We start from the raw sequence: 16240 nt of genomic DNA, 5'->3' as shown, positions 1-16240 counted from the left end.
CCGAAAAGGCTGACTTTTGTCAGCCTTTTTCATTTTCTGCTTCCGCTAAATTCTGCATATCGCCTGTTCAGGCACTAACTTACCCTTCGCAGTATGACTTCGATTGTTGCTAGATGGGAGCTAGAGCGTATTGGCTTAACGCTCGATACCGTAGAGAGAGTTGAACTCAACCAATAGCGGATTGTGATCTGATGCGCGCGTCACCAGCACTGAAGCCTCACTGACCTTCATATCGCGGTAGAAAACGAAATCCAGTGGGCGACCGAAAGCTTTGCGACGATGGTCATCGGTGAAGTTCACTTCACGCAGTGACATCTCCCGCGCAAAGCGATACAGCGCATTCATACGCTGACGACTCCAGGCGTTAAAATCCCCCGCCATGATCACCGGGCCGCGATGATGCTGAATCTGTTCGCCAATCGGCCCGAGTTGTTTGCTGTAGACATCGACACCGAGACTGAAATTGACTGCATGGATATTTACTACCATCAGCATTTCGCCAGTCGGCAACGGATATGCCGTGACCAGCGCAGATTTGGCTAAACGCAGCAACGGTTCACGCTCGCGAAGTGGGCAGCAATAAACAGGATGCGCAGATGCCAGCGTCATGACGCCAGAAGGATGTTGCGGTAGAACAAAGGCTGGCACCTGATCGGCCGCGAGATAGTTACTGGTGGCGAATTTGACCAGTTCGGGTGTAGCTTGCGCCTCCTGCAGTAGAACAAGGTGGGCATCTTTGCCAAAACCTTGCAGCACCGACATCCAGTCTGCGCGTTGTTGCTTGAAGATATTCCAGACTAAGACTCGCAGTGTGGGATCGGCTGGCAAAGGTGCGCCAGGCGGTAATGCCTGCCCAAGATGCAGCATTGCCCCCGGCGGAAAGATCCGCTCTGCTGGCTGACCTGCTACATAACGCATTGAATAAGTTTTTTTCCGCACTTTCCCGCCTGACTGGTTTACGACTCGTACTTCACCTGACTGTTATAGGGATTTTAGCGCGGGGTTTCAATTGGTGTTCTTGATTGTCGGAATTCGCCTCACAGCATACCAATGCAAAAGCCTGCCAGTTGGCAGGCTTTTGCGCGTGCTATTCCATCGCTATCGCCGTTTGAGGTTTGTCGAGTTGACCACTCAATCGCACCAGCAGCAGCGCGCCAAGCACAATCACCGCACCAACCCACGGTGTCTGTGCCAGCCCATAATGCTCGACAATATAACCACCTACCGTGGAACCCAGAGCGATACCGATATTGAAGGCCGCAATATTGAGGCCTGATGCAACATCTACCGCGCCTGGCGCATAATGTTCAGCTTTCTGCACCACATAAACCTGCAAACCCGGCACGTTAGCAAAGGCGAAGATGCCCATAACTAATACTGTTGCCACTGACATAAAGTGCATGCTGGCGGTGAACTGGAACACCATCAGTAAAATGGCCAGCGCCATAAAGATCAGTGTTAAAGCAGGAACCGCGCCACGGCGATCGGCCAACTTACCGCCCCAGATATTGCCGATAGCGACCGACACCCCATAACCCAGCAAAATCACACTCACTGCGGTAGGTGAAAAGCCAGCCAGCGACTGCATCATTGGCGCAAGAAATGTGAAGGCAGTAAATACGCCACCATAACCCAGTGCGGTAATCGCATAAATCAGCAGCAGACGTGGATTGATCATCACGCGAGCCTGCTGGGCCAGCGTTGTTACCGGTGGTTGAGCAATGTTACGCGGGATAAGCAGTTGGCTTGCCACCAGAGCGATGATGCCCAGCAATGACACAGCCAGGAAACTTTCACGCCAGCCAAAGTGTTGCCCGATGAGCGTACCCAACGGCACGCCAGTTACCAACGCTACGGTCAAACCGCCAAACATGATGGCAATGGCACTCGCCGCCTTCTCTTTGCTCACGAGGCTGGTCGCTATCGTCGAGCCGACAGAGAAGAACACACCGTGAGCCAGGCCGGTAAGCAGTCGGGCAATGACCAGCGTTTCATAGTTTGGTGCCAACCAGGCAACCAGATTGCCAACGGTAAAGAGCACCATCAATCCCATTAATAATTGCTTACGCGCTAACTTACCGGTCAAAGCAGTCAACACCGGCGCGCCAACGGCAACGCCCAAAGCATAAATAGAGACCAGCATTCCTGCGGAAGGCAGCGTAATACTGAGTTGTTCAGCGATGGTTGGGATCAGCCCGACAATAACAAATTCTGTCGTTCCGATCGCATAGGCACTGATTGTCAGCGCCCAAAGTGCAAGTGGCATGATTAACTCCCATGAAGTTTTGATGGGCGTTAGTATTGCCTCATGCTTTAATGACAAAAAGATGCAAAGTGAGAATAGACTTTTGCTTTTGGAGGGATAATGAAGGCATCGTCAGATGAGCTTAAGGTGTTTATCGCTGTGGTGGAGAGCGGCAGCTTTAGTCGTGCAGCAGAACAGTTGCAGATGGCCAATTCAGCAGTAAGCCGCACGGTTAAAAAGCTGGAGAACAAGCTGGGTGTCTCGCTCTTGACGCGTACTACGCGTCAGCTAGCGCTCACTCATGAAGGCGAGCACTATTTTCGCCGCGTACAAAAGTTGATGCAGGAAATGTCGACCGCCGAGAGCGAGTTGATTGAGCGTCAGCTGGCGCCTCAGGGAGTGCTACGTATTGATGCAGCTACGCCCGTGATTCTGCATCTGTTGCTGCCGATGATTAAACCCTTTCGTGAGCGCTATCCAGACGTCACGCTATCGCTGATCTCTTCGGAGAGCTTTATTAACCTCATCGAACGTAAAGTCGATGTGGCGATTCGCGCCGGCAACTTGACGGATTCCACATTGCGCGCTCGTCTGCTCTTTATTAGCTATCGCAAATTAGTGGCGACGCCGGCTTATCTGGCGAAATATGGTGTACCAGCATCGGCAGCAGATTTAGTACAGCATGAATGCCTTGGCTTCGTTGAAACGCCACGCTTAAATCGCTGGCCTGTCGCAGAGGAAGGTGGCGAGCTTTATGACATCACGCCGGGTATGTCATCTAACAGCGGCGAAACGCTCAAACAGCTAGTGCTAGGCGATCAAGGTATCGCGTGTTTATCAGATTTTATGGTGGATAAAGAGATAGCGGATGGCACTTTTATTGAACTGCTAGCTGAACATCGCGTTCCAGTCGAGATGCCCTTTAACGCGGTCTATTACAGCGACTTGGGAGTTAGTCAGCGCGTTCGGGCGTTTATCGATTTTCTAAGTGAATGGGTTAAAGATCAGCCCTGGCGAGTGCAGGGCTGAAGAGGTAAGTAGCGATCAATCCCAGTCTGGTGCCAGACCTTCAGGACTCACTAAACGCTGCTGACGATCCAGCGCGGCAATATTTGCCATATCTTGATCATCTAGCTGCAGATCAACTGCTGCCTTGTTGCTCGCCAGGTTTTCACGTTTGGTGGATGACGGGATCACCGCGTAACCTAACTTCATCGCCCATGCCAGAACCACCTGAGCTGGAGTAGCTTTGTGCTTCTGTGCAATTGCGTTGATTACCTGATCCTTCAGCGCCTCGCCATAAGCTAATGTCATGTAAGAAGTGATGTGAATACCATTCTTTTGAGCGAAATCAACCACCTGACGATTCTGCAGGAAAGGATGCAGCTCAATCTGGTTAGTGGCAATATTTTCCGCACCAACCGCGTCAATCGCCTCTTTCATCAAGGCGATTGGGAAGTTTGAGATACCAATCTGACGCGTCAGGCCTGCTTCTTTTGCTGCCATCAATGCCAACATGCTCTCTTTCACCGATATCGCCCCTTCTGGAGAAGGCCAGTGGATCAAGGTGAGATCGACATAATCGGTGCGCAGTTTTGCCAAGCTCTCTTTCAAGCTGGGAATCAACTTCTCAGCATCAAGATTCTCAATCCAGATTTTGGTGGTAACGAACAAGTCGTCACATGCTACGCCACTCTCAGCAATCGCCTGACCTACAGCCGCCTCATTTTCATAGATTTGCGCGGTATCAATTGTGCGATAGCCAAGTTCCAGAGCAGTTTTAACTGAATGGATTACAACATCTTCTTGCAGACGGAAAGTACCTAAACCAAAGGCGGGAATTGTCATGATTTCCTCATCGGATAGCGTTATGTTTCGATGGGAACTATTCTGGCAGGTTTATTGTTGCTGAAAAATCCGCTTATAAGCAGAAGAATTTTGATTTTTTATCAACAATTATAGCGGAATTGCAAACATGAAAAAGCCCTGACTTTTCAGTCAGGGCTTATCAATTAAGTGGCGGAACGGACGGGGCTCGAACCCGCGACCCCCTGCGTGACAGGCAGGTATTCTAACCAACTGAACTACCGCTCCACCGATTCTGTACTGATATCAGACAATCGTTCTGATGTCAGGTGTTTCGCCCTTCCCGCGTCACTGGGAAGGTCACAACCCGATAGCGGGTCTTAAATTGATGCCTGGCAGTTCCCTACTCTCGCATGGGGAGACCCCACACTACCATCGGCGCTACGGCGTTTCACTTCTGAGTTCGGCATGGGGTCAGGTGGGACCACCGCGCTAAAGCCGCCAGGCAAATTCTGCTGCAAAAACGAATAACATCCGCTTCCGCTGATTCTTTAATCCGTAAACAAGCTGAAAATATCCGGTCTCTCAGACCAAAACGCCTCTGGCGTTGTAAGGTTAAGCCTCACGGGTCATTAGTACCGGTTAGCTCAACGCATCGCTGCGCTTACACATCCGGCCTATCAACGTCGTAGTCTTCAACGTCCCTTCAGGACTCTCAAGGAGTCAGGGAGAACTCATCTCGGGGCAAGTTTCGTGCTTAGATGCTTTCAGCACTTATCTTTTCCGCACTTAGCTACCGGGCAATGCCATTGGCATGACAACCCGAACACCAGTGGTGCGTTCACTCCGGTCCTCTCGTACTAGGAGCAACCCCCCTCAATTCTCCAGCGCCCACGGCAGATAGGGACCGAACTGTCTCACGACGTTCTAAACCCAGCTCGCGTACCACTTTAAACGGCGAACAGCCGTACCCTTGGGACCTACTTCAGCCCCAGGATGTGATGAGCCGACATCGAGGTGCCAAACACCGCCGTCGATATGAACTCTTGGGCGGTATCAGCCTGTTATCCCCGGAGTACCTTTTATCCGTTGAGCGATGGCCCTTCCATTCAGAACCACCGGATCACTATGACCTGCTTTCGCACCTGCTCGAGCCGTCACTCTCGCAGTCAAGCTGGCTTATGCCATTGCACTAACCTCCTGATGTCCGACCAGGATTAGCCAACCTTCGTGCTCCTCCGTTACTCTTTGGGAGGAGACCGCCCCAGTCAAACTACCCACCAGACACTGTCCGCAGCCCGGATCACGGGCCTACGTTAGAACATCAAACATTAAAGGGTGGTATTTCAAGGTTGGCTCCACGCAGACTGGCGTCCACGCTTCAAAGCCTCCCACCTATCCTACACATCAAGGCTCAATGTTCAGTGTCAAGCTATAGTAAAGGTTCACGGGGTCTTTCCGTCTTGCCGCGGGTACACTGCATCTTCACAGCGATTTCAATTTCACTGAGTCTCGGGTGGAGACAGCCTGGCCATCATTACGCCATTCGTGCAGGTCGGAACTTACCCGACAAGGAATTTCGCTACCTTAGGACCGTTATAGTTACGGCCGCCGTTTACCGGGGCTTCGATCAAGAGCTTCTCCTTGCGGATAACCCCATCAATTAACCTTCCGGCACCGGGCAGGCGTCACACCGTATACGTCCACTTTCGTGTTTGCACAGTGCTGTGTTTTTAATAAACAGTTGCAGCCAGCTGGTATCTTCGACTGGCTTCGGCTCGGGGAGCAAGTCCCTCTACCTACGCGCCAGCGTGCCTTCTCCCGAAGTTACGGCACCATTTTGCCTAGTTCCTTCACCCGAGTTCTCTCAAGCGCCTTGGTATTCTCTACCTGACCACCTGTGTCGGTTTGGGGTACGATTTCGTGTTACCTGGAGCTTAGAGGCTTTTCCTGGAAGCAGGGCATCAGTTACTTCACCACCGTGGTGGCTCGTCATCACGCCTCAGCCTTAAGATATCCCGGATTTACCAAAGATATCAGCCTACACGCTTAAACCGGGACAACCGTCGCCCGGATAACCTAGCCTTCTCCGTCCCCCCTTCGCAGTAACACCAAGTGCAGGAATATTAACCTGCATCCCATCGACTACGCTTTTCAGCCTCGCCTTAGGGGTCGACTCACCCTGCTCCGATTAACGTTGAACAGGAACCCTTGGTCTTCCGGCGAGCGGGCTTTTCACCCGCTTTATCGTTACTTATGTCAGCATTCGCACTTCTGATACCTCCAGCACCCCTCACAGGACACCTTCAACGGCTTACAGAACGCTCCCCTACCCAACAACGCCTAAGCGTCGCTGCCGCAGCTTCGGTGCATGGTTTAGCCCCGTTACATCTTCCGCGCAGGCCGACTCGACCAGTGAGCTATTACGCTTTCTTTAAATGATGGCTGCTTCTAAGCCAACATCCTGGCTGTCTGTGCCTTCCCACATCGTTTCCCACTTAACCATGACTTTGGGACCTTAGCTGGCGGTCTGGGTTGTTTCCCTCTTCACGACGGACGTTAGCACCCGCCGTGTGTCTCCCGTGATAACATTCTTCGGTATTCGCAGTTTGCATCGGGTTGGTAAGCCGGGATGGCCCCCTAGCCGAAACAGTGCTCTACCCCCGAAGATGAGTTCACGAGGCGCTACCTAAATAGCTTTCGGGGAGAACCAGCTATCTCCCGGTTTGATTGGCCTTTCACCCCCAGCCACAAGTCATCCGCTAATTTTTCAACATTAGTCGGTTCGGTCCTCCAGTTAGTGTTACCCAACCTTCAACCTGCCCATGGCTAGATCACCGGGTTTCGGGTCTATACCCTGCAACTTAACGCCCAGTTAAGACTCGGTTTCCCTGCGGCTCCCCTATACGGTTAACCTTGCTACAGAATATAAGTCGCTGACCCATTATACAAAAGGTACGCAGTCACCCCATAAATGAGGCTCCCACTGCTTGTACGTACACGGTTTCAGGTTCTGTTTCACTCCCCTCGCCGGGGTTCTTTTCGCCTTTCCCTCACGGTACTGGTTCACTATCGGTCAGTCAGGAGTATTTAGCCTTGGAGGATGGTCCCCCCATATTCAGACAGGATACCACGTGTCCCGCCCTACTCTTCGAACTCACAGTATGTGCACTTTCGTGTACGGGGCTATCACCCGGTATCGCGCGACTTTCCAGACGCTTCCACTAACGCACAAACTGATTCAGGTTCTGGGCTGTTCCCCGTTCGCTCGCCGCTACTGGGGGAATCTCGGTTGATTTCTTTTCCTCTGGGTACTTAGATGTTTCAGTTCCCCAGGTTCGCCTCGCAACACTATGTATTCATGTTGCGATGATGCACTGAGTGCACCGGGTTTCCCCATTCGGACATCGTCGGCTGTAGCGGTTCATATCACCTTACCGACGCTTTACGCAGATTAGCACGTCCTTCATCGCCTCTGACTGCCAGGGCATCCACCGTGTACGCTTAGTCGCTTAACCTCACAACCCACAGGCGTTTTGCAACGCTGCAGACTGCAGGCATTGAGAGACTCGAACATATCGCAGCTTCATTCTTATTACGGAGAATGAATACGATACGTCGTTTCAATTTTCAGCTTGTTCCGGATTGTTAAAGAGCAATATCTCAAACATGACGGTTAAGTCAGTTTTGAGATACTTCGTGGAGACACCTTTCACCTGTCACCAAGCAAGTGGCGTCCCCTAGGGGATTCGAACCCCTGTTGCCGCCGTGAAAGGGCGGAGTCCTAACCGCTAGACGAAGGGGACACGAGTAGTGTCACGACTTCGCAGCCGTCTTGCTCATTACTTTTTATCAGACAATCTGTGTGAGCACTGCGCGGGAAGGTATCTTCAGGTAAGGAGGTGATCCAACCGCAGGTTCCCCTACGGTTACCTTGTTACGACTTCACCCCAGTCATGAATCACAAAGTGGTAAGCGCCCTCCCGAAGGTTAAGCTACCTACTTCTTTTGCAACCCACTCCCATGGTGTGACGGGCGGTGTGTACAAGGCCCGGGAACGTATTCACCGTAGCATTCTGATCTACGATTACTAGCGATTCCGACTTCACGGAGTCGAGTTGCAGACTCCGATCCGGACTACGACGCACTTTATGAGGTCCGCTTGCTCTCGCGAGGTCGCTTCTCTTTGTATGCGCCATTGTAGCACGTGTGTAGCCCTACTCGTAAGGGCCATGATGACTTGACGTCATCCCCACCTTCCTCCAGTTTATCACTGGCAGTCTCCTTTGAGTTCCCGGCCGAACCGCTGGCAACAAAGGATAAGGGTTGCGCTCGTTGCGGGACTTAACCCAACATTTCACAACACGAGCTGACGACAGCCATGCAGCACCTGTCTCAGAGTTCCCGAAGGCACCAAAGCATCTCTGCTAAGTTCTCTGGATGTCAAGAGTAGGTAAGGTTCTTCGCGTTGCATCGAATTAAACCACATGCTCCACCGCTTGTGCGGGCCCCCGTCAATTCATTTGAGTTTTAACCTTGCGGCCGTACTCCCCAGGCGGTCGACTTAACGCGTTAGCTCCGGAAGCCACTCCTCAAGGGAACAACCTCCAAGTCGACATCGTTTACGGCGTGGACTACCAGGGTATCTAATCCTGTTTGCTCCCCACGCTTTCGCACCTGAGCGTCAGTCTTTGTCCAGGGGGCCGCCTTCGCCACCGGTATTCCTCCAGATCTCTACGCATTTCACCGCTACACCTGGAATTCTACCCCCCTCTACAAGACTCTAGCCTGCCAGTTTCGAATGCAGTTCCCAGGTTAAGCCCGGGGATTTCACATCCGACTTGACAGACCGCCTGCGTGCGCTTTACGCCCAGTAATTCCGATTAACGCTTGCACCCTCCGTATTACCGCGGCTGCTGGCACGGAGTTAGCCGGTGCTTCTTCTGCGGGTAACGTCAATCGGTGAAGTTATTAACTCCACCGCCTTCCTCCCCGCTGAAAGTACTTTACAACCCGAAGGCCTTCTTCATACACGCGGCATGGCTGCATCAGGCTTGCGCCCATTGTGCAATATTCCCCACTGCTGCCTCCCGTAGGAGTCTGGACCGTGTCTCAGTTCCAGTGTGGCTGGTCATCCTCTCAGACCAGCTAGGGATCGTCGCCTAGGTGAGCCATTACCCCACCTACTAGCTAATCCCATCTGGGCACATCCGATGGTGTGAGGCCCGAAGGTCCCCCACTTTGGTCTTGCGACGTTATGCGGTATTAGCTACCGTTTCCAGTAGTTATCCCCCTCCATCGGGCAGTTTCCCAGACATTACTCACCCGTCCGCCACTCGTCACCCGAGAGCAAGCTCTCTGTGCTACCGTTCGACTTGCATGTGTTAGGCCTGCCGCCAGCGTTCAATCTGAGCCATGATCAAACTCTTCAATTTAAGTTTGATTTGCTGAAACAAGTTCAGCGGTGCTCATCTGTAAAACGTCATAATGAATTTCATTATGTGTTCACTCGTGAGGCTTTGATATTTTTTACGTCCGGAGACGCTGATATCAATCCTGCGAGTGCCCACACAGATTGTCTGATAAATTGTTAAAGAGCGTTGCGAGCAGCGGCTGAACCGTCTGTCGCGAGGTGGCGTATACTACGCTACTCTCCTTCGGAGTCAAACACTTTTTTCAGCGTTTTCATCCGGCGGGATGAATTTCTTCACTCCCTGCTGAGCCGTCTGCGTTGCCGCTTTGCCGTCTCAGTGGTGGCGCATTATAGGGAGTTATTCGGAACTGACAAGTGCAAATTTCAAGTTTTTTGCCGTTCGCTTGAAATTTGCGCAAAAGGCCCGTTTTTAGGCCTTTTTGATGCGTGCAGGCAGCTCTGCCAGACTATTAATCACCCAATCTGCCGCTGCTTCGCCTTCTGGCGTTACCGGCTTACCGCTGCGTACCAGTACTTTCGTACCTACACCCGCAGCTAACGCCGCCTGCATATCTTCTATTTTGTCGCCTACCATATAAGAAGAAGCCATATCGATATCCAGATGCTGCTGCGCGGAGAGCAACATGCCCGGCTGCGGCTTACGGCAATCACACTGCTGGCGATACGCTTCTACTGTGGCATCGGGCAGATGCGGACAGAAATAGATGCCATCCAGATCAACATCGCGATCGGCCAGCGACCAATCCATCCATTCGGTGAGCTGCATAAACTGATCTTCGGTAAACATGCCACGCGCAATGCCCGACTGGTTCGTCACCAGTACCAGCGCATAGCCCATCTTCTTCAGCGCCTGTAACGCTTCGATGGTGCCATCAATGAACTCGAAATTATCGATTTCATGAACATAGCCGTGATCGACATTCAATGTGCCATCACGATCAAGAAAAATAGCCGGGACTTTATTCGCCACGTAGAAACTCCTGCTGAAAATGTGTCGCTAAGTATCGCATGATTGCGTATAGCGAGAGAATGGCAGTTTGAATGACTTCCATTGATTTAGCCGTCTGGATGCCTTAACATCCATCCAAATTTCGCACAGCCCTGCTGAGTGAAGCCCGATACACCACGGACTATGCAACACGATAATAAATAAACTAATGATTAAACTCGAAAATATCACCAAAGTGTTCCAGCAAGGTTCACGCATCATTCAGGCGCTGTCCAACGTCAGCCTGCACGTGCCTGCAGGTCAGATCTACGGCGTCATCGGTTCATCCGGTGCCGGTAAAAGTACATTGATTCGCTGCGTCAATCTGCTGGAGCGCCCAACGTCTGGACGCGTGCTGGTTGATGGCCAGGAGTTAACTACCCTTTCATCTGGTCAATTGACGCTGGCACGCCGCCAGATTGGCATGATTTTCCAGCACTTTAACCTGATGAACTCCCGCACCGTCTCCGGCAACGTGGCGCTGCCATTGGAGTTGGGCAATCTTTCACGCGAACAGATAAAGAAGCGCGTTAGCGAATTGCTGGATCTGGTGGGATTATCTGACAAGCATGATAGCTGGCCAGCAAATCTTTCTGGCGGACAAAAGCAGCGTGTCGCGATTGCCCGTGCACTGGCAAGCAATCCAAAAGTGCTGCTGTGTGATGAAGCCACCAGCGCACTGGATCCTGCCACCACGCGTTCGATTCTGGAGCTGCTGAAAGACATAAACCGTCGTCTCGGCATTACCATTCTATTGATCACCCATGAAATGGATGTGGTGAAACGCATCTGCGATCAGGTTGCGGTCATCAGCAATGGAGAGTTAATAGAGAAAGACAGCGTGAGCGAAGTGTTCTCGCATCCTAAAACGCCACTGGCGCAGCAATTCATTCAGTCAACGCTGCATCTGGATATCCCCGACGATTACCAGCAACGCATGGCGCCACAGGCAACGGCCGAAAGCGTGCCGCTGCTGCGCCTGGAATTCACCGGCAAATCGGTTGATGCTCCGCTGCTGTCTGAAGCGGCCCGTCGCTTCAACGTTAATAACAACATTATCAGTGCGCAGATGGATTACGCCGGTGGCGTGAAGTTCGGCATCATGCTGGCTGAGATGGATGGCAGTGAAGCAGATACACAAGCCGCAATTGCCTGGCTGAAAGAAAATCATGTGAAAGTAGAGGTGTTGGGTTATGTCTGAAGCGATGATGTGGTTACTGACGCGCGGCGTCTGGGAAACGCTGATGATGACCTTTGTCTCTGGTTTCTTTGGTTTTGTCCTCGGTCTTCCGGTGGGCGTGCTGCTGTATGTGACGCGTCCCGGCCAGATTCTGGCCAACAACGCGCTTTATCGCGTGCTGTCGGCGCTGGTGAATATCTTCCGTTCGATTCCGTTCATTATCCTGCTGGTGTGGATGATTCCGTTCACCCGCGCCATCGTCGGAACCTCGATTGGCCTGCAAGCCGCTATCGTGCCGCTGACTGTGGGCGCCGCGCCGTTTATTGCACGTATGGTGGAAAACGCCCTGCTGGAGCTGCCAACCGGTTTGATCGAAGCATCACGCGCCATGGGCGCCACGCCACTGCAAATCGTGCGTAAAGTCCTGCTGCCGGAAGCGCTGCCAGGTCTGGTGAATGCCGCTACAATTACCCTGATTACGCTGGTTGGCTACTCCGCAATGGGCGGAGCGGTTGGCGCTGGCGGTTTGGGTCAGATTGGCTACCAATACGGTTACATCGGCTATAACGCGACTGTGATGAACACCGTGCTGGTTCTGCTGGTTGTGCTGGTCTATTTAATCCAATTCTGTGGCGACCGCATCGTACGTGCTGTGTCCCATAAGTAAGCAAGCAACATCGATAGTCCTCTATTAAGGAAGGGATATGTCTTTTACATTTAAAAAGATTGCCGCTGTGGGTGCTCTGATTGGCGCAATTGCGCTGGCAGGATGCGATCAGAAAGCAAAAGATCCAAACCACATTAAAGTGGGTGTGATCGTCGGTGCTGAGCAGCAGGTTGCTGAAACTGCGGTGAAAGTGGCGAAAGAGAAATATGGTCTCGACGTTGAGCTGGTGACCTTTAACGATTACGTGTTGCCAAACGAAGCGCTGAGCAAAGGTGATATCGACGCTAACGCCTTCCAGCACAAACCGTATCTGGATCAGCAGATCAAAGATCGCGGCTACAAGCTGACTGCGGTGGCGAACACCTTCGTTTACCCAATCGCCGGCTATTCGAAGAAAATCAAATCACTGGATGAGCTGCAGGACGGTTCACAGATCGCCATCCCGAACGATCCAACCAACCTGGGACGTTCTCTGCTGCTGCTGCAGAAAGTGGGCCTGATCAAGCTGAAAGATGGCGTTGGTCTGCTGCCAACTTCACTGGATATCACCGAGAACCCGAAAAAACTGAAGATTGTTGAGCTGGAAGCGCCGCAGCTGCCACGTTCACTTGACGATCAGCAGATCGCTCTGGCGGTGATCAACACCACTTACGCTAGCCAGATTGGTCTGACGCCAGCGAAAGATGGCATCTTCGTGGAAGACAAAGATTCACCTTACGTGAACCTGATCGTGACCCGTGAAGACAACAAAGACGCTGAGAACGTGAAGAAGTTTGTTGAGGCTTACCAGTCAGACGAAGTGTCTGAAGCGGCCAACAAGATCTTCAACGGCGGCGCAGTGAAAGGCTGGTAATTTTCACCTTTCATGCCTTGCAGGGCGGCTTCGGCCGCCCTTTCTTTTGCCATAAATTGCACCTGACTTGTTATTTATTGTCGTCCTTGTTTCAATAACGCCACTTTTTATTACTTGAGGATGTTGCCATGCGTTTTTTACCGCTCTGCTTGTTGGCATTGATGCTAACCGGGTGTGTGCGTGAATATCACCCGATAAGCAGTGCTCCTTCTCGCCCGCAACAGGCATCCAGCGAGCCAGAACGCAAACCGACTCCACGTCCTGCGCCGGTGAAGATCTACACCGATGCGGCCGATCTGGTCAGCAACCCGTTCCGCGATTTGGGCGAAGTGTCCGCTGAAGATTGCCAGAGCAGCAGCCAGGATTCGCCTCCTAACATCAACACTGCGCGTAAGCGCCTGCAGATCCGAGCGGCTGGCATGAAAGCCAATGCTGTCCTGCTGCATAAGTGTGAAATTGTCACCAGCACGCCGGGATGCTATCGCCAGGCCATTTGTCAGGGCTCTGCACTGAAAGTCTCGAATCAATGAGTGACTTTGCCTTCGCGCAAATCGGCGTGATTCGTTCGCCGTGGAAAGAGAAGTTTGCCGTCCCGCGCCAGCCCGGTCTGGTGCAGGACGGCGGCGGCGAGCTGCATCTGCTGCCGCCTTATAATCAGCCGGAAGCGGTGCGCGGGCTCGAAGAATTCAGTCATTTGTGGGTGCTGTTTGTGTTTCACCAAACCATGGAAGGTGGCTGGCGTCCGACCGTACGTCCACCGCGCCTCGGCGGCAATGCGCGTATGGGCGTGTTTGCCACCCGTTCAACCTTCCGCCCCAATCCTGTCGGCATGTCGCTGGTTGAGTTAAAAGGCATTCGCTGCGAGAAGCAGCAGGTAATCTTGCAGCTCGGCAGCCTCGATTTAGTCGATGGCACGCCGGTGGTGGATATCAAACCTTATCTGCCATTTGCCGAAGCGCTGCCAGATGCGCGCGCCGGATTTGCGCAGGCGGCACCTGATGCCAGTATGCCGGTACGCTTTTCGCCGCTGGCGCAGAGTCAGCTTCAACAGCAGCAGAAAACCTATCCGCAGTTAGCGCGTTTCATCATTGAGGTGCTGGCGCAGGATCCGCGTCCGGCTTACCGTAAAGGTGAGACCGAAGATCGTGAATATGCCGCCTGGCTACTCGACTTTAACGTGCGCTGGCGCATTGATGCGGCAGGAACCGAGGTGATCGCCCTCGATCCCCGTTAAAACGCGCTTTTGAGTGATTGTTCTCGCTGGTACACTAGCCGCCAGAAAAATTTTGTCAGTCTCCTTCCGTATAAATGGAATCGTAATCAATGCGTACTACTCAATATCTGCTCTCCACTCTGAAGGAGACACCTTCCGATGCAGAAGTGATCAGCCACCAGCTGATGCTGCGCGCCGGCATGATCCGCAAACTGGCTTCTGGTCTTTACACCTGGTTGCCGACCGGTATTCGCGTGCTGCGAAAAGTTGAAAACATCGTGCGTGAAGAGATGAACAACGCCGGTGCGATTGAGATCTCCATGCCGGTGGTTCAGCCTGCCGATCTGTGGGAAGAGAGCGGCCGTTGGGAGCAGTACGGCCCGGAGCTGCTGCGCGTTAAAGATCGTCACGAACGTCCCTTCGTGCTGGGTCCAACCCACGAAGAAGTGGTCACCGATCTGATCCGCAACGAGCTGAGCTCTTACAAGCAGTTGCCGATCAATCTGTATCAGATCCAGACCAAATTCCGCGATGAAGTGCGCCCGCGTTTTGGTGTGATGCGTTCACGCGAGTTCATCATGAAAGATGCTTACTCGTTCCATACCACGCAGGAATCGCTGCAGGAAACCTATGACGCGATGTACCGCGCTTATAGCCAAAGCTTCAGCCGTATGGGCCTGGATTTCCGCGCCGTACAAGCTGACACCGGTTCTATCGGCGGCAGCGCATCACATGAATTCCAGGTGCTGGCGCTGAGCGGTGAAGATGACGTGATCTTCTCCAGCGAATCCGATTACGCGGCCAACATTGAGAAAGCCGAAGCCTTAGCGCCGGCTGGCGAGCGTCCGCAGGCAACAGCCGCCATGACGCAGTTCGATACGCCAAACGCTAAGACTATCGCTGAGCTGGTCGAGCAACATCAGCTGCCGATTGAAAAAACCGTTAAGACGCTGTTCGTCAAAGCCAGCGAAGAGAGCGGCCATACGCTGGTTGCCCTGCTGCTGCGCGGCGATCATCAGTTGAACGAAATCAAAGCCGAGAAGCTGGATATCGTCGCTGAACCGCTGGAGATGGCGAGCGAAGAACAAATTCGCGCGCTGCTCGGTGCCGGTCCAGGCTCACTCGGCCCGGTCGGTTTAACCATGCCAGTGATCGCCGATCGTACCGTGGCGAAAACCAGCGACTTCTGCGCCGGCGCTAACATTGATGGCAAGCATTTGAGCGGCATCAACTGGGGACGCGATCTGCCAGAACCACGTGTGGAAGATATCCGTAACGTAGTGGAAGGCGATCCAAGCCCAGACGGCAAAGGCACGCTGCAGATTAAACGCGGTATCGAAGTAGGCCACATCTTCCAGTTGGGTACCAAGTACTCCGAAGCGATGAAAGCGGCAGTACAAGGCGAAGATGGTCGTAACCAGGTGATGACCATGGGCTGCTACGGTATCGGTATCACGCGTGTTGTAGCGGCTGCGATTGAGCAGAACAATGACGAGCGCGGTATCATCTGGCCTGCAGCATTAGCACCGTTTGAAGTAGCGATTCTGCCAATGAACATGCACAAGTCTTTCCGTGTGCAGCAGTTGGCTGAAGAGCTGTACAACACGCTGCGTGCCAAAGGCATTGACGTGATTCTGGATGACCGCAAAGAGCGTCCAGGCGTGATGTTTGCGGATATGGAGCTGATTGGCGTGCCGCACACCATCGTGATTGGCGATCGTAATCTCGATAACGAAGAGATCGAGTACAAGGCGCGTACCGCCAGCGAGAAGCAGATGATTAAGCAACATGACATCGTCGACTTCCTGGCGAAAGCCCTGAACAAGTAACGCTAAAACGCCTCCAACTGGAGGC

The 16240-nt window shown here is 52.8% G+C and carries 11 protein-coding genes, 2 tRNA genes and 3 rRNA genes; 7 read left to right on the top strand and 9 right to left on the bottom strand.

Annotated elements, in window-relative coordinates:
- Window positions 1-135 precede the first annotated feature (135 nt).
- Together ACXIZX_RS03435 and ACXIZX_RS03430 are read right to left on the bottom strand one after the other, a co-directional pair.
- Complete coding sequence (locus ACXIZX_RS03435; protein WP_008105211.1) at window positions 136-939, bottom strand: endonuclease/exonuclease/phosphatase family protein; 804 nt, start codon at window positions 937-939, stop codon at window positions 136-138.
- 148 nt (window positions 940-1087) lie between these two features.
- Window positions 1088-2266: an MFS transporter gene (locus ACXIZX_RS03430; protein WP_479403590.1), complete on the bottom strand. Its 1179-nt coding sequence runs from the start codon at window positions 2264-2266 to the stop codon at window positions 1088-1090.
- Window positions 2267-2365: 99 nt separating this feature from the next.
- Between ACXIZX_RS03430 and yafC the strand changes: the two genes are divergently transcribed.
- Complete coding sequence (yafC, locus tag ACXIZX_RS03425) at window positions 2366-3274, top strand: DNA-binding transcriptional regulator YafC (protein WP_479403589.1); 909 nt, start codon at window positions 2366-2368, stop codon at window positions 3272-3274.
- A gap of 15 nt (window positions 3275-3289) precedes the next feature.
- On the opposite strand, the gene dkgB is transcribed toward yafC, so the two are convergent.
- The 7 genes from dkgB to gmhB form a co-directional block, all read right to left on the bottom strand.
- Window positions 3290-4093, bottom strand: a complete 804-nt coding sequence (gene dkgB, locus ACXIZX_RS03420; RefSeq protein WP_479403588.1) for a 2,5-didehydrogluconate reductase DkgB — start codon at window positions 4091-4093, stop codon at window positions 3290-3292.
- 169 nt (window positions 4094-4262) lie between these two features.
- Window positions 4263-4339: transfer RNA gene (locus tag ACXIZX_RS03415), tRNA-Asp, on the bottom strand.
- Between the two features lie 102 nt (window positions 4340-4441).
- Window positions 4442-4557, bottom strand: a 5S ribosomal RNA gene (gene rrf, locus ACXIZX_RS03410).
- 105 nt (window positions 4558-4662) lie between these two features.
- Window positions 4663-7569: ribosomal RNA gene (locus tag ACXIZX_RS03405) — 23S ribosomal RNA — on the bottom strand.
- Between the two features lie 213 nt (window positions 7570-7782).
- Window positions 7783-7857 (bottom strand) — tRNA-Glu (locus tag ACXIZX_RS03400).
- Window positions 7858-7946: 89 nt separating this feature from the next.
- Window positions 7947-9486: ribosomal RNA gene (locus ACXIZX_RS03395) — 16S ribosomal RNA — on the bottom strand.
- The 16S, 23S and 5S rRNA genes sit together here with 2 tRNA genes alongside, the layout of an rRNA operon.
- 408 nt (window positions 9487-9894) lie before the next feature.
- Window positions 9895-10455 carry a D-glycero-beta-D-manno-heptose 1,7-bisphosphate 7-phosphatase gene (gmhB, locus tag ACXIZX_RS03390; RefSeq protein ID WP_008108445.1) on the bottom strand — a complete coding sequence of 187 codons (561 nt, stop codon included), beginning with the start codon at window positions 10453-10455 and terminating at the stop codon, window positions 9895-9897.
- Between the two features lie 187 nt (window positions 10456-10642).
- Between gmhB and metN the strand changes: the two genes are divergently transcribed.
- The 6 genes from metN (at window position 10643) to proS (ending at window position 16215) form a co-directional block, all read left to right on the top strand.
- Window positions 10643-11674 carry a methionine ABC transporter ATP-binding protein MetN gene (gene metN / locus ACXIZX_RS03385; RefSeq protein WP_479403587.1) on the top strand — a complete coding sequence of 344 codons (1032 nt, stop codon included), beginning with the start codon at window positions 10643-10645 and terminating at the stop codon, window positions 11672-11674.
- Window positions 11667-12320, top strand: coding sequence for a methionine ABC transporter permease MetI (locus ACXIZX_RS03380; RefSeq protein ID WP_008108449.1), 654 nt, complete (start codon window positions 11667-11669; stop codon window positions 12318-12320). Before metN ends, ACXIZX_RS03380 begins: the two co-directional genes overlap by 8 nt.
- 37 nt (window positions 12321-12357) lie before the next feature.
- The gene (locus tag ACXIZX_RS03375) at window positions 12358-13173 is read left to right on the top strand and encodes a MetQ/NlpA family lipoprotein (RefSeq protein WP_008108451.1); all 816 of its coding nucleotides are present in this window, start codon (window positions 12358-12360) and stop codon (window positions 13171-13173) included.
- A gap of 128 nt (window positions 13174-13301) precedes the next feature.
- On the top strand, window positions 13302-13703 hold the full coding sequence (gene rcsF, locus ACXIZX_RS03370) for an Rcs stress response system protein RcsF (RefSeq protein ID WP_061718072.1): 402 nt from the start codon (window positions 13302-13304) through the stop codon (window positions 13701-13703).
- Complete coding sequence (gene tsaA, locus ACXIZX_RS03365) at window positions 13700-14407, top strand: tRNA (N6-threonylcarbamoyladenosine(37)-N6)-methyltransferase TrmO (protein ID WP_479403586.1); 708 nt, start codon at window positions 13700-13702, stop codon at window positions 14405-14407. Before rcsF ends, tsaA begins: the two co-directional genes overlap by 4 nt.
- A gap of 89 nt (window positions 14408-14496) precedes the next feature.
- On the top strand, window positions 14497-16215 hold the full coding sequence (proS, locus tag ACXIZX_RS03360; protein ID WP_154154053.1) for a proline--tRNA ligase: 1719 nt from the start codon (window positions 14497-14499) through the stop codon (window positions 16213-16215).
- Window positions 16216-16240: the final 25 nt, after the last annotated feature.

It is taken from the genome of Candidatus Pantoea symbiotica, assembly GCF_056491525.1.
Note: the sequence above shows the minus strand (reverse complement) of the source record. Positions and strands in the feature narration are given on the sequence as shown.

Coding starts and splice junctions, on each gene's coding strand:
- ACXIZX_RS03380 (WP_008108449.1), top strand. CDS start 11,667: ATGTCTGAAGCGATGATGTGGTTACTGACGCGCGGCGTCTGGGAAACG.
- ACXIZX_RS03430 (WP_479403590.1), bottom strand. CDS start 2,266: ATGCCACTTGCACTTTGGGCGCTGACAATCAGTGCCTATGCGATCGGA.
- ACXIZX_RS03375 (WP_008108451.1), top strand. CDS start 12,358: ATGTCTTTTACATTTAAAAAGATTGCCGCTGTGGGTGCTCTGATTGGC.
- yafC (WP_479403589.1), top strand. CDS start 2,366: ATGAAGGCATCGTCAGATGAGCTTAAGGTGTTTATCGCTGTGGTGGAG.
- dkgB (WP_479403588.1), bottom strand. CDS start 4,093: ATGACAATTCCCGCCTTTGGTTTAGGTACTTTCCGTCTGCAAGAAGAT.
- rcsF (WP_061718072.1), top strand. CDS start 13,302: ATGCGTTTTTTACCGCTCTGCTTGTTGGCATTGATGCTAACCGGGTGT.
- proS (WP_154154053.1), top strand. CDS start 14,497: ATGCGTACTACTCAATATCTGCTCTCCACTCTGAAGGAGACACCTTCC.
- tsaA (WP_479403586.1), top strand. CDS start 13,700: ATGAGTGACTTTGCCTTCGCGCAAATCGGCGTGATTCGTTCGCCGTGG.
- metN (WP_479403587.1), top strand. CDS start 10,643: ATGATTAAACTCGAAAATATCACCAAAGTGTTCCAGCAAGGTTCACGC.